Annotated in this window: 12 protein-coding genes and 1 pseudogene; 4 read left to right on the forward strand and 9 right to left on the reverse strand. The window is 41.0% G+C overall.

Annotated features, from left to right (window positions below):
* Positions 1–33: 33 nt before the first annotated feature.
* The 3 genes from RMY00_RS17635 to RMY00_RS17645 all read right to left on the reverse strand — a co-directional run bounded on the left by RMY00_RS17635 (position 34) and on the right by RMY00_RS17645 (position 3,457).
* A complete protein-coding gene (locus tag RMY00_RS17635; RefSeq protein WP_322648755.1) occupies positions 34–738 on the reverse strand; it encodes a DevA family ABC transporter ATP-binding protein in 705 nt (234 codons plus the stop codon).
* Between the two features lie 81 nt (positions 739–819).
* On the reverse strand, positions 820–1,992 hold the full coding sequence (devC, locus tag RMY00_RS17640) for an ABC transporter permease DevC (protein ID WP_322648756.1): 1,173 nt from the start codon (positions 1,990–1,992) through the stop codon (positions 820–822).
* A gap of 154 nt (positions 1,993–2,146) precedes the next feature.
* A complete protein-coding gene (locus RMY00_RS17645) occupies positions 2,147–3,457 on the reverse strand; it encodes an HlyD family efflux transporter periplasmic adaptor subunit (protein ID WP_322648757.1) in 1,311 nt (436 codons plus the stop codon).
* 249 nt (positions 3,458–3,706) lie between these two features.
* Between RMY00_RS17645 and RMY00_RS17650 the strand changes: the two genes are divergently transcribed.
* A complete protein-coding gene (locus tag RMY00_RS17650) occupies positions 3,707–4,321 on the forward strand; it encodes a TetR/AcrR family transcriptional regulator (protein WP_322648758.1) in 615 nt (204 codons plus the stop codon).
* Between the two features lie 658 nt (positions 4,322–4,979).
* Positions 4,980–5,687, forward strand: a complete 708-nt coding sequence (locus RMY00_RS17655) for a Crp/Fnr family transcriptional regulator (protein ID WP_322648759.1) — start codon at positions 4,980–4,982, stop codon at positions 5,685–5,687.
* A gap of 59 nt (positions 5,688–5,746) precedes the next feature.
* Here RMY00_RS17655 and RMY00_RS17660 read toward each other — a convergent pair whose 3' ends face one another.
* The gene (locus RMY00_RS17660; protein ID WP_322648760.1) at positions 5,747–6,370 is read right to left on the reverse strand and encodes a PAS domain-containing protein; all 624 of its coding nucleotides are present in this window, start codon (positions 6,368–6,370) and stop codon (positions 5,747–5,749) included.
* A gap of 748 nt (positions 6,371–7,118) precedes the next feature.
* Here RMY00_RS17660 and RMY00_RS36200 point away from each other — a divergent pair.
* On the forward strand, positions 7,119–7,262 hold the full coding sequence (locus tag RMY00_RS36200; protein WP_109007878.1) for a helix-turn-helix domain-containing protein: 144 nt from the start codon (positions 7,119–7,121) through the stop codon (positions 7,260–7,262).
* Positions 7,263–7,462: 200 nt separating this feature from the next.
* Here RMY00_RS36200 and RMY00_RS17665 read toward each other — a convergent pair whose 3' ends face one another.
* The 4 genes and pseudogenes from RMY00_RS17665 to RMY00_RS17680 all read right to left on the reverse strand — a co-directional run bounded on the left by RMY00_RS17665 (position 7,463) and on the right by RMY00_RS17680 (position 12,466).
* Positions 7,463–9,388, reverse strand: coding sequence for an iron uptake porin (locus tag RMY00_RS17665; protein ID WP_322648816.1), 1,926 nt, complete (start codon positions 9,386–9,388; stop codon positions 7,463–7,465).
* A gap of 567 nt (positions 9,389–9,955) precedes the next feature.
* Positions 9,956–10,498, reverse strand: coding sequence for a hypothetical protein (locus tag RMY00_RS17670; RefSeq protein WP_322648761.1), 543 nt, complete (start codon positions 10,496–10,498; stop codon positions 9,956–9,958).
* Between the two features lie 205 nt (positions 10,499–10,703).
* A complete protein-coding gene (locus RMY00_RS17675; protein WP_322648762.1) occupies positions 10,704–11,483 on the reverse strand; it encodes an isoprenyl transferase in 780 nt (259 codons plus the stop codon).
* Between the two features lie 23 nt (positions 11,484–11,506).
* A pseudogene (locus RMY00_RS17680) lies at positions 11,507–12,466 on the reverse strand (ferritin-like domain-containing protein).
* A gap of 251 nt (positions 12,467–12,717) precedes the next feature.
* On the opposite strand from RMY00_RS17680, the gene RMY00_RS17685 reads away from it, so the two are divergent.
* A complete protein-coding gene (locus RMY00_RS17685) occupies positions 12,718–12,957 on the forward strand; it encodes a hypothetical protein (RefSeq protein ID WP_322648763.1) in 240 nt (79 codons plus the stop codon).
* 372 nt (positions 12,958–13,329) lie between these two features.
* On the opposite strand, the gene RMY00_RS17690 is transcribed toward RMY00_RS17685, so the two are convergent.
* Positions 13,330–14,010, reverse strand: coding sequence for a Uma2 family endonuclease (locus RMY00_RS17690; RefSeq protein ID WP_322648764.1), 681 nt, complete (start codon positions 14,008–14,010; stop codon positions 13,330–13,332).
* Between the last annotated feature and the right edge of the window lie 81 nt (positions 14,011–14,091).

The raw sequence follows: 14,091 nt of genomic DNA on the forward strand, positions 1-14,091 counted from the left end.
CCATTTGTTATTTTGGCGTGTCCTTAACACACCCTAACCGACTGCAACAGCAGCACTATCATTGATTAACTTGCCATCTTCCATGTAGACGATGCGATCGGCAATATCTAAAATGCGGTTGTCATGAGTAACTAAGAGAATAGTACAATCTTGTTCTTTAGCTAGGGTTTGCATCAGGTTGACCACATCTCGTCCCGATTTACTGTCAAGGGCAGCGGTAGGTTCATCTGCTAAGACGATTTTAGGACGACCGACTAACGCCCGAGCGATCGCAACTCTTTGTTTTTGTCCTCCAGATAAATCATCAGGATAATAATTCAGGCGATTTCCTAATCCTACTTCCTCTAACATTTGGGCTGATCGGCTTTTCATTTCTGCCGGGGAAATATTATTATGCACTTCCAAACCCATTCTGACGTTCTGGAGCGCTGTCAGGCTACCGTGCAGATTGTGCGCTTGGAAAATATAACCGTTACTGCGTCGCGCTTGAGTAAGTTGTCCTTTGTTAGCCCCACACAATTCTTGTTCCAATATTTGCAAACTGCCAGATTGGGCAGAACGCAAGCCGCCGACTAAAGTGAGAAGTGTAGTTTTCCCAGAACCAGAAGGCCCTGTCATAATAATAATTTCGCCCGCGTTAATATCCAGGTTGATATCAAAAAGAACTTGCTTACGGAGTTGACCATGACCAAAATAGTGGTCGAGATTTTTAACAGAGATTACTGGTTGACTACTCATAAATAGCTTAATTACTCGTTATGATTGTCATTAGTCCTTTGTCCTTTGCAAATGACTAATGACTAATGACAAATGACAAATTTAAAACATATCTGCGGGGTCGGCGGACTGTAATTTACGGGTAGCGATCGCACCAGAAATTATACACATAATCATAGTCAGCGTTAATACCGTCAAAGCCCGTGCTACGGTCATGTAAACTGGCAAATTGGTGGCATTACGAGTTAAATGATAAAGTCCTAAAGGTGCGATCGCTCCTGGGATAAAGCCCAAAATCGCCAAAATTATCGCCTCTTCAAACACCACACCTAATAAGTGGAGATTGTTATATCCCATTGCTTTAAAAGTGGCATATTCTTTCATGTGGGAATTCACATCTGTAGAAAGAACTTGATAGACGATAATCACGCCCACCAAAAACCCCATTGCTACACCCAGGCTGAAGATAAACCCGATCGCCGTATTTGTTTTCCAGTAATTTATTTCAAATTCGAGAAATTCTGCTTTGGTTAAAACTTTAACATCATTATCTAAATGAGATTCTAAAGCTATTTTAATCTGTTTTGGGTCATAGCCTGGTTGCAGTTGCACTAAACCTAGACTGACACTGCTTGCTTCTTGTCTGGGAAATAGTCGCAAAAAGTTCTGGTCGCTGGTGATCAAAGTACCATCGGCTATGAAGGAAGCCCCAACTGAAAATAAGCCGCTAACAGTAATTGTCCGCCGTTCTATTTCGGTTGTGACAGTTTTACCTTGTTCAATTTTGGCGATCGCGTCATTGTAATCTCCTCTAGAGGCGCGATCAAACAAAACGGTATCTGGTAGCTTAATAGCATCTATCTGACGATTCACATCCGCTAAGTTCAACATTTGCCGATCGGGATTGAACCCCATAACTAATATTGTCGTCTTCTTATGTGTTTGGGGATTTTTCCAATCAACAATGTTGACATACATTCCTTCTGCCGACTTTACACCTGGTACATCCATTGCTTGATACAACCGCCGCCGCGTAAAGCTAGACATATATGCTAAGTTACGTGCTTGGGGGCTGATAACAAACATATCAGCCTGCATACTTCGATGCAGCATTGTGTTACTTTCAAACAGGGCATTCTGAAACCCTAGCTGCATGAACATCAGAACATCGGCAAAGGCAATACCTGACAATGCTACCAAAAGACGGCCTTTTTCATGACTCAGTTGCAACCATCCTAAAGGCGTTCGCCGCCGCAGTTGTTCGATTAATTTCATAAGAGGGAGTGGGGAGTAGGGAGTGGGGAGATGAGGGAGCAGGGGAGGCAGGGGAGGCAGGGGAGCAGAGGAGCAGAGGAGCAGGGGAAGAAAAACTATTGATTCTTTAACTATGCCCAATGCCCAATGCCCCATTCCCAATTCCCAATTCCTTTTAAATTTCAATTACCGCCTTGACTTGCAAATTAGTGAAGCTAGAAGCATTTTGGCTAGATAGTTTATTCAGCTGCACATGCACTTCCACCACTCTGGCATCAATATTGCTAGAGGGATCAGCATTGATCAGATTTTGCCGCTTTACTTGCATACCAATCCAATCCACTCTTCCCTCTAGTTCATGGCGTAGGGAATCACTACTTACCCGCACATCCTGTCCCGGACGCACTTTTTTGATATCACTCTGGTAGACTTCTACTACTGCATACATCTGGTCGGTTTGGCCTAGAGCTACAATTCCTTCATTGCCTACAGTTTCTCCGGCTCGTGTATTAATCTCCAAAATTCGACCGGCTTTAGGAGCCACAACATAAGCCTGCGCCAGTTGTATTCTAATTTTATCTGCCGTAGCTTGAGCGCTGTCTACCTCTGCTTGTGCGTTTGCTATATCTGTTGGACGGACTTCAGCAGTTTGATTCAAGTTAGCTTTTGCTTCGTTAATCTGCTGTTGTAAGCTAGCGAGGGTTTGATCTTGGTTGGCTTTTGCTTCGTTAAGTTGCTGTTGTAGGGTTGCGACAGTTCTTGTCTGGGTGGCTTGGCTTTCAATTAACGCTTGAGTGGAAGTTTCGGCGTTTAAGCGTCTACTATCAACTTCCTGACTAGAAATTGCTCCTGCTTTATATAAAGTCTCGTAGCGCTGCACGTCAGCTTCGGCATTACGTCTCTCGGCTGCTACGCGAGCTACTGTTGCTTGCAAGCTGCGTTGTTGCCCAAAAAGTTCTGCTTCTATACGATTAATTGTGGCTTGTTGAGTTTTAATATTTCCTTCTAGTTCTACTTGTAAACGATTTACGGTAGCTTGACGCGCTCCAATTTCTCCCTGTTTGGCTCCAGCTTTTACCTGGTTAAGGCGGGTTTTGGCAACCTGAACTTGTTTTTGGGCTTCAATCAAACTAGCTTGTAGGCGATCGCGGTTGTCCATAATCGCAACTATCTGTCCAGCTTTGACGCGATCGCCTTCTTTCACCAATAGTTGATCTACCCGATTTCCTTCACCAGTTGAAGAAGGCGCTGACAGTTTTATTACCTCTCCCTTTGGTTCCAAACGCCCTAATGCTGTTACCGTTTTTACCACAGGCTGAACTGCTACTGGGGTTTTTTGTTTTTCATTAGCTGTAGCCTGGAACTTCATCACAGCATAAACACTGATTCCGCCTATTGCTAGAGCTGTAATTATTGCAAGTAGAACAGGCGATCGCACAAGATTATGAGAAGACCTTAAGCCCTCTGAATTCCTGTTTTGCTCCATACTATTTTCCCTTACCACCAGTAGCAACTTGTACTAAACTGTCCAGTTCAATTTATGCTAAACTAAACGGACTAGTTTAGTCAATATGATACAACTAAATTTGTCAATCAATTTACTCGGCATTATGGAGCAAAATGCTATTCCTGTCCCCTGCCCCCTTCAACAAAGGATATATTTATTTTCGCCATTTTCTACTGGAGCATTTTGCAGCATCTATTAATATTGTTTATAGGAAAGGATAATTAATAAATGGTACGCATCAAAGCTGACGAAGTTGATCGAGATAATTCCGTTGATAAAGTGGAGCAAATTCTGCAAGGGGCAATGCAAGAATTCCTTCAACATGGCTACGCTGGCACAAGTATGGATCGGGTAGCAGTAGCAGCAGGCGTTTCTAAAGCGACAGTCTACAGCCACTTTCAAGATAAAGAAGGACTTTTTAAAGTACTGTTAGAGCAACTAGCAAGCAAAAAGAACAGCTCCATTTTTGGCACAGAACCTATTGAGGGAGAACCAGCCACTATACTGCACCAGGTAGTAACTAAAGCATTAGAGCAGATGCTTAACGATAAAGAACATAGTGCATTTATGCGAGTATTAATCGGAGAATCTGGGCGTTTTCCTGAGTTAGCTCAAATTTGTGTTCGGGCGCTAATTAAGCCAGTAGCGGAAACTCTGACTCAGTATTTAGCAGCTCCAGAACTAAAAATACCTGACCCAGAGGCAACAGCAAGAATTCTTATAGGAGCATTGGTGCATTTTCATATTACTCAAAATGTGATGCATGGACAGGATATTGTACCAATGGAAAGCGATCGCCTGATTGATGCCTTGACACACCTAATCAATAAATGCGCTGATTAGATTAGCTATTTCCCGGCGCTTCTTCGGTCAGAAGGTCAAATATTACCTTGATTAAGATCGTGTTTGCCAAATTATCCATAATCATAAAACAACCTCACCCCCAACCCCTTTACGCCTGTGGGGTGAGGTTCTCCGAGTTTAATAAGTAATCAAGCAGACATGACGTAACTCAATACTGGAATATTTGGCCCGGATTTCTCACAAGTGAGAAATCCGGGCGTAGTGTACAATAAAAATACCTTTAACTAATACAGATTGTAAAACCTTACTTGGCGTAAAAACCTTGAAAAGGTATAAGTTAATTATTAAAAAATTTCTGGCCAATATCTCTTCAAAATTGGCTAACGTTACGTAGTTATGCTTATAGTTTAATAAGTAATCAAGTAAATATGATATAACTCAATGGTAGAATATTTGGCCCGGATTTCTCACATGTGAGAAATCCGGGCCAAATATACAATTAAAATACTTTTTATTAATACGCATTGTAAAACCTTACTTAGCGTAAAATCTTGAAAAGGTATCAGTTAATTATTAAAAAACTGCTGGCCAATATCTCTTCAAAATTGGCTAATCTTGCATAGCTATGCTTATAAGTCTTCGGATGGCGTAGATTAAAAATATTAAAAATAGTTCATAAAAAAGCTCTAAAAAATATATGGCTACTGAAAACCTTCTGCTTGCCGCCCTACCCAGTGAGGTGTACAAGCGGATAGAAAACAAAATGGAGCAGGTCGAGCTGTCATACGGCGAGATACTCAACCGACCCGGCCAAACCATTGAAGAAGTTTACTTTCCTCTCACTTGCCTGATCTCAGTCACTATTACGATGATGGACGGCATCACGGTTGAAGCCGGAGTGGTCGGAAGCCGCGAGATGGTAGGAATTAACGCTTTCATGGGCGGCCAGGAGACGACGCAGACCCAGTACATCGTTCAGGTTCCCGGCAAAGCGGTGAAAACGAAGGCACATCTGCTGCTGCATGAGTTCGACACCAATAAGTCGCTGCGGGACGTGATGCTCAAATACACACAGGCTTATCTCGCGCAAATCTCGCAGAATGTTGCCTGCAACCGCACTCATACTATAGAAAAACGCATGGCCCGTTGGTTGCTTGAGTCGAGCGATCGTCTCTACTCGGATGAACTGTTCCTGTCTCATGAGTTCCTTTCCCACATGCTGGGCGTGCGCCGTTCTGGTATCACCGAAACCGCGCACATCTTAGAAAAGAAAGGTCTTATCAAATGCGGCCGAAAGAAAATCAAAACCGTTGATCGACAGGGGCTAGAAGAGGCTGCCTGTGAGTGTTATAGAGTAATCAAAGAGGAATACGATCGCCTTCTAAACTTTAAGTTAGAGAGATAACGTGTAGAGAACTTGCAACAAGTCTTTCCCCTTGCCCCCCTGCCTCTTATAAGCCCTTCTCATATTAAAAGCGCTGATTGAGGCTGTTGCCAGATATGAGCCATATCGCGCACCATCCAGCGCAAACCTGTTAATTTGCCTTTAACGTCGCGGATAAGAGCTACAGTCATAGCAGCCTCAAAAGGCTCACAGTCACGAGGCTGTATGCGTAATATCCACTCTTGGATATAGTCACACTCACACTCGTATATCTGATTTAGTTGGCAACGAAACGCGTGACGTTCTTCTACTGGAATGAAACAGGCTAACGGTTTGTTGACCAAAAATCGCTGTTGAACATTGAACAGTGCGGCAGTGGCATAATTAGCTGACTGAATTTTTCCTTGTGTGTCACTCACCAAGTAAGCATTTGGGATAAACTCCAATAGGTCTTGGTAGCGCTTGTATTCCTCTCTAAGTCGTGCTTGTACATCTCCCAATTTTTGAGTTTGCTCAAACAGCTTCTCTGTAACTATCTCTAGTCTTTTTGAAACAGTATCAAGTTCCTTCAAGAATGCTAGCAGCAAATCGGTTTCTGGCTGTACAGGGGTGTTTGCATCTTGGTAAAGGTTAGCTAAACGCCCTTGCACTGATTTTAACTGCTGGGCAAACATATCTAAGTTCATTATCAATTCAGGTGGCATCTAAGTTTCAATCCCTGAATAAAAACAAAAAGACTGTTAACCAATTTCTAATGGATTTTATCCCGCCAATGATTTGTTACGGGATTCTAGCCAGTAACGATAAGTTAAGGGATATTACCATCCATGAATTTGATCCTAACTTCTCATAACTTCGGGATTGCCTACATTGAAGTATTATTTAAAGACTAAAACACCTAGTCGCTCTCAGTCAGTACGATTTCGTACAATATTATGAAAGTTTGTTCTTGATACTCAGACCCCGGTATCGTTGTAAGAGTCGCCACGAGTTCTTACCCTCTGGCTTTGATAAACTACAACCAAGTAACGAGGTTGAAAGGTTGCTTCTCCCTATAACCCTTACAAATAGACATTTTTGGAAAGTATAGGATTTCTCTTTCTGACTCAATTTTCTTAAAAGCACCCCTAACCATAGATAAAGTACTTATCTAGTTGGAGAAAGGCATTGAGGTTATTTTAATAACTATGCCGAAATTCTGATAATTTTGCTTTGTATCTCTTATTGCTAGCGAACTTAACATTAAACTATACTTTATCTGTCTTCACAAATTCACTAGATAGAAGAATAAATTTTGCAAAAAGAGTAATTTTTTTACATAAGATTAACCACGGTCAGTTTTCTAGTTTATAGGAATTACGAAAAATGACTGTAAAAACTTCTTTTGCAATAATTCTTGCATCTAAATAATACGGATTTTTACCAACCCTATACAAAAGGTCTAAAAATTAGATGGATGATTTAAAACAATTAGATAAGTATGCCTTTCAAGTCTTAACGATGAGCAGAGAGGGGTATTCTAGTCGCCAGATCGCCCAGCAGTTTCATCTAAGTTATAAGACAGTAAAGGATATTGTGGAACGGTTTTCTAATTAGCGATAAAATGAAGAAAATTTTCAATCCCTATCTCGGTTAGTAGGTTTGGATTTTAGAAATATTAGTGCGCTTCAGCGCCGACTTAATATTTTTCTGTCACGATACTAGTGAGACAGGGCAATATTGTTATTACCGTGACTTGTTATCTAATCTCAAAATCCCCCAATAAATTGGGGGACTTTGACCATACTCCCAATCTCTTAAAACGTAAAAGTAGTCCGAAGTACACCTACAGTCGTAGTGTCATTGTTGCTGTTACCTTCTGGGTTAAAGAGAATAAATGCACCTGGGGTAATGCTGATATTATCGTTAAGTTGAAGGCGATAATAGGCTTCTAAATGGTAAGGAGTCGCCCGATTCTCGCCTGTAGGGGTAAGTTGAGCAGAACCACCACTATCACTACGAAAAAGCGGCTGACCAAAAAGAATCCCGGCAGTATTCCCTGACTTGAATAAATCTCTGAAATGAATTCCCGCCATCCAACTTGTAAAGGTGGTGGAAGCATTCACGGTATTTGAAGCAGCATCAACAAATAGTGCTGCACCGTAGCCAGATAAGGCTATTTTGGGAGACAATCGCCATGTTAACGTACCTCCAACAGAGTTGAGTGTGACCGGTGTTTCAGGCCCAACCCCTGCTAAAGCATTGATATCACTACTAACTAATCCTGTACCCAAAATATTGATTTCGTGATAACTGTGGGCATAGTTTAAACCAATATCAAAAGCGGAACTTGGCTTGAAGGTTAACTGTGTGGCAATTACACTACTACCACTAAATAAACCTGCTCCCAAAGGTGTAGTAGAAACTCCTGGTAATCCCGCAACGTCAGTAGCAGATTTTTGGGTTAAATTGGCATTTGGATTGCCGTATAAAGCTCTTAAATCCAAATTTGGCGAAATGTTAAAAATAAATCCCGCCGCCGATGCTAAACCAGTACCTGAAGTTCCACCAGAAACCCGCACCACAGGATTCAAGTTGCCAAAACGAGAAATTGACTCTTGTCCTTCACCATAAAAAGGCGTAATTGCTGGGAAAGCATCTGATGTCTCCGCCGCAGTTCCCGCAAATAAGGTTAATTTATTAGCGACGGGAAAGATATACAGTAATTTATAAAGCTGAACACTGTTTGAGCCAACACTCGACAAAGTATTGACATTTAACCCCGGAAATTGCGGCTCAAAACTGGTACGAGCGCTACTTGAACTTAAAATCGGCGAAGCTAATCCTAAACTTTGTTGTAAGCTACCCTCTCCAGTGGCTCCACCCAAAAAGTTATAAGCTTGCAATCCAGTAATTAATGAATCTTTACCAGTAAAGCTAGTGGTGAGATTTAACCGCACTCTATTAACTAAGATGATGTTCGAGTCGCTGTTATTAGGAGCGCCGCCGCTAGCACCAACACCAGCAATAATTACCTCTCCATTAAGTTTAGTAGTCGTAGAAAACTGATTTGCTTCTAGTTCTGCTGTGCGAGCTTCTACAGCATCTACTCGACCCCGCAATGTTGCCAATTCCGCCGCAAATTGTTCTTGTAGTTTCTGCAATGTGGCTAAATCTTCTTTCTTAACCAAATCAGCAGTTGCAGTGGCAATCAGTTCGTTGATTCGTTCTAAACAAGCATTTAAACCAGCAGCAAATTCATAGCGAGTCATCGCCCGATTGCCGCGATAGGTTTGATTGGGATAACCTGCAATACAACCATAGCGTTCGACTAAAGATTGTAGTGCCTGAAAGGCCCAATCGGTCGGCTGTACATCAGATAATTGGGATACCGATGTTACTTGTGCAAGTTTATATGAGGATGGAGATAAACTTGCTGATTGTTGTATGATTGGCTGCCAAAAGTTAACAGCAGAATCTACTCCTAAATCTTGATTTTTTTGCTGTTGATTGACTGAGGGTAAGTTTTTTTGACTTTCATTAGCTATCAGCAATTGACTGGAGGTATTATTTGCTAAATTGCTTTGATGAGAATCATTTTTTTGATAGCTGCCATCATCTTGATTAACAGCTACGTTTTTATCTGCAATTTCTGGACTAGGAAAGGCTTGCACAGGTAATAACCCAGCAATTAAACATAAAAATCCCATCCCACTAGCACAAGCTAGTAGATATTTTGTCATCATAACTCCCAACACCAATAAAATAATGGAAAAATTAATTGCGATTTTAAAATGCATTGATAAGTAAATTTAAAGTAAATCTAGCAAGAGAGTCTTGTTAACTTTAAATTTTTGGTATCAGGATTTTTTCTGAATTAACTTACCAAAACATCAGCTCATATCGCAAGTATTAAATTATAGTAAATACTATTTTTGGAAAGAATTAACAACAAGTTATATTGATAGTTCTTATAGTTACCATAGAAAATTATAAATGGTTCGTGAACAGTATGTTCAGTAGGATGCCTGATTCATAATGCTTCCAATTTTTCTCTGTTCAAAGTTAAAATCGGATTACTATATTGACAAAATAATAATTAAATAAGTCTGATTTTGTGATAAAAGCGAATATAGGTATTGAGCTAAGGATTTTGGCTCAATACGTACCAAAGAATAATTTAGTCAAAAAAACTAAGAGCCTGCGATCGCAGGCTGCTCCATTTAGGTGTAAGTAATATCGGGAGGAAAACGGTGGAAATAAGTGCATATTTTAGTCCACAATTTCTCTGATTGAGATACTTCAAGAATTTAATCCCACCAATAGGTAAGAATAACCGCATCACAATCCTGGTGAACATCTTCACCCCATAGTCCCCCTTCCAATCTAGTTCTCAGTCGGCGCTTAAGCCGCAAACCGTAGTCTTCATTCGTCCCATCACTTATCTCTACCGAATCAGCTCGCCATTTTTTGCCCAAGTCTAAAAGCTCAGACACTTTTGTGTCTTGGTTCTCTGTAAGGATGTACAACGTATCGGCAGGATAAGCAATGAAATGGATGATGCTGGTTTCAGGCATGGGGCGATAGTTCGCCATTGCCAGGAGGGTATCAACCATACCACTAAAGCTTAAACCGTTTTCATCTGGTGCAAAGATTGGTTTTGTGAACAGAAAGCTTGCCCATAAATTTCTGTGGTTGGAAAGGTCAGTAATCACTTCTTCGCCATCAAACTCATTAAACCGACGCTGCCAAACCAAGGCAGCAAAGAGTTCTTGAGGAGAATAGGATTTCGCAATCGATTGGATTTTGCCTAAATCAAGCATCACATTGACGGTAAGTAATATTTTTAACAAAACATTTGTAACTACCCTTGCAGTTTATTTACCCAGTGCCTGCTATTCTTATAGTTACTTCGGTCTGTCATAGCAGATAGATTATCCTCAATAATGTTTCATTTATTAGCGCTCATATACCATCATGGTAATGTGGGTGCTTTTACTTTATCGCTCATTGCGAGAATCCGGTTTAATTTTTAGGCGATGTCTAGTGTTTGGTAGACTAAGCTGACACTGAAGCTTTAACTTGACCGAAACGGCGATGTCTACGACGGGCTACGCCTACGCGTCTTTGGTAGCTCAACAAAGCCTGATGAAACGCTTCTCTATTAAAATCTGGCCAAAGAATATCGGTGAAATACATTTCTGTATACGCCATCTGCCACAGGAGAAAATTACTCAATCGCATCTCACCACTAGTACGAATCAGCAAATCGGGTTCTGGAGTATCTGCTGTATAAAGATATTGTTCTACGAGACTTTCATTCACTTCTTGGGGACTAAGTTCGCCCTGTTGCACGAGTTGAGCTACTTGACGGCAAACTCTGGTAATTTCGTTGCGGCTCCCGTAGTTGACTGCAACAGTAAAGTGGATTGCTTGATTGTTCAACGTCTCTGTCATTGAACCTTCCATTTCCGTCTGTAGGGACTTGGGTAAAGCCGATAAATCTCCAATAAATGAGATTCGTACTCCTTCTTGATGCATCTGAGCTAACTCGCGGTGTAGTAATCGTTCAAACAAATGCATCAGAAAATCCACTTCTTCAACGGGACGCTGCCAATTTTCTGTTGAGAAAGCGTAGGCTGTCAACGCTTTGATTCCCCAATCTTTGCAGCAACGCAATAGTTCTTTGAGCGTCTTTGCTCCTTGGCGATGTCCAGCAATGCGTGGTAATCCTCGACTCGTTGCCCATCGGCCGTTACCATCCATGATGACGGCAATATGTTGGGGGATTTTTTGAGGGTTTAAATCGGTGGGTAATTTCGATTTGTCATTTGTCATTTGTCCTTTGTCCTTTGTTTTTACTAATATCTAATTTCAAATAAATCTTGCAGATAGTCTGGTGTAAGGGTGTTGTTCCAACTCCATAAACGATGCATGGTGTAGGCGAAGGTGAAAAGGAGAGTTGTTTTGTTGCTTAATGACCAAGCATTCCAGTTAAGAGTAGCCATCATGCGGCGGAGGGTACGTATGAGGTTGTTACGCTGATAGTTTTGCGTTAGCGAAGCTCACCGAAGGTATCGCGTTTTAATCAGCGTGTGTCCAATTCGCATCAACCCAGTATCAGGGAAAGTCCAGACTCCAAACCCCCAGAATTTGGTCGTATGGTTGATTTCATCCTGTGCTAGTTCCTCTAGAACATCTTGGAGTGCGCCAGTGGTATGAGCCATCAACCAAATATAAAGACAGGTAGCACCGTATTCTGTAGCAATGCGGTGTAAGCCGTGGCGATATAAATCTTCGTGAGCGTTATCTGTAGGGAGATAGCCTCTAACAGTACGAAGTTTTGGGGTAATTTTCTCGCCTGTTAATTGGGTGTAGATTTTAATTAATGCAGGTGTGTGTTGACGTTCTTCCTTTTCCCACAAACCAAGTTCTAGCAGTTCGCCATCTTTACCGACAGTTCCACCAACAAACCGAGCCATCTGAGGATGCAATTTTTCCAAATACTGCCGACTGGTTTGGGTATAACCGCGAATGGGAGCTTCTGTATCCATCGCACCTATCAATATAGATAAAAATACCTCTGCATCTAAGCCGATAATTTGATTGCGATTAATTGTTTGCCAGTCGATGTGTTTCCAGGGACGCGGTTGAGGATTGGCAAACTGTATCGGTAAATCTTGTAGACGCTCATGTAGTTTTTCGACTGCAATATATTTGTCTATAAGTGAACGAATGCGGTGCTGTGTTTGCAAGTAATGAGGGTTAGGATAGCTTTGACCTGCTAAGTCTGCTGTAATTGGGCTGAGGATATTAAGCATATTTTTATACTTAAATTTTTATCTCTATGCCCAATAGCCTAAGCGATCGCACTTCCTTTTGTCAGTCGGCTGAAGTCGGCAGTTTTATGTGATAGTGTTGCAAAAGTCGGGGAAAAAGTTGGTTATAGAAAATTTGGGTTTCCAACCTCGCCCTTCTAAGACGACTTTACAAAGTTAGAAAAGAGAATTGCAGAGAATGTAGCGAAATTGTTAGAACAAGGGTAGATAAAAGTTGAGTAACAGGATAAATCATGAACGCTTATAAAAGATATATCACTATTGAAGATCCAAAGCAGTTAGTATTATCTGATTTACCATTTAAAGCAGGACAGAGAGTTGAGGTGATTATTTTGACAGACGATAATCAAAGGGTTACTTTAGCAGAAGAATTAAAAAAGTTATTCAAAGAAATACAAGCGATACACGCAGATAATCCCTTGACTGATGAAGAAATAGCAGCAGAAATTGAAGCTTATAGACAGGGAGAATGAAAGTTATTATTGATTCTTGCAGATAAATCTTTGTGTAACATATGTCAAAAGGATGCTAGAGCTTGTTCTCATATAGCAGGTAGACTTTATGATGGGAGAATATGTTACTATCAACAAGTTAATCCACAAATCGATCATATTGCTCTTGTGAAAGTACCTAAAGATCCAAGATGCCGCATATGGTCTTGGCAAGTCAAAGATAACGATCGGGGTGAAGGCATTAAAATTGATAAAGCATGTATACTCACAACATTTAGTATTGATGATTTTATACATAAATTTTAATAAAGATGATATTAATCATCGTCGATCATACCAATACAAAACCTGGCGCTACTAAAAAAAGAACAATTGATTTTGACTAAAGCTACCTCAATATTCTGGCCATTCTCCAAATTGCTGACGATAACGCTCAAGTTGTTTTTGCGCTAATTCAAGCTGTTCTTCTGGAGTTTGATAGCGTTTTCCTTGTTGATCGTACCAATACAAAACCTGACGCTGGATATTACCAGAGACGTATTGCCCTCTACCAATTCCCAAACCAATTTCTGGCATCCAAAAGGGTTCACCAATTTGCAATTGATAGCTACCATCTACTAAGCGATAAACTTCAAAAGGTTGGTGGCGGTCTCTTTGCCAATACTCTGGATTATAAATAATGTAGTACAGTACCCCTAGCTTGGCATAGGTGTCTAATTTTTTGTCGTATTCTCCACCCGGAGTTAAGGAGACAATTTCTAAAGCTAGGATAGGCACTATGTTATTTTCTTCCCAGACAACATAGCTTTTACGAGATTTATCTGCCTTGCGGCGTTCTACACCTAAGCTCAAAAATCCGTCTGGCACAATCGGCACAAGTGGACTAACCCCTGTGGTATGGTAAACGCCCATATCCACGCTGAAAAACCAGTCATTACGGTTTGCCCAAATATATTGCAGCAAAAAGAGAAGCAGGTTCGGAATAAAATTCTGATCTTCGTTATCCACAGGGGTATCGTCTGAACAAGGAAGTTCAGCACTACTAGGCAATTGGCGGGGATCTGACTTCACCATAAGTAATGATGGTGCTGATGTTACCTAATGATTTTTATTCTAGACGATTCGAGGCGGACGATATACTTTAGGTAAACGTTC

Source organism: Nostoc sp. ChiVER01, from assembly GCF_034531155.1.
Taxonomy (GTDB): Bacteria; Cyanobacteriota; Cyanobacteriia; order Cyanobacteriales; family Nostocaceae; genus Nostoc.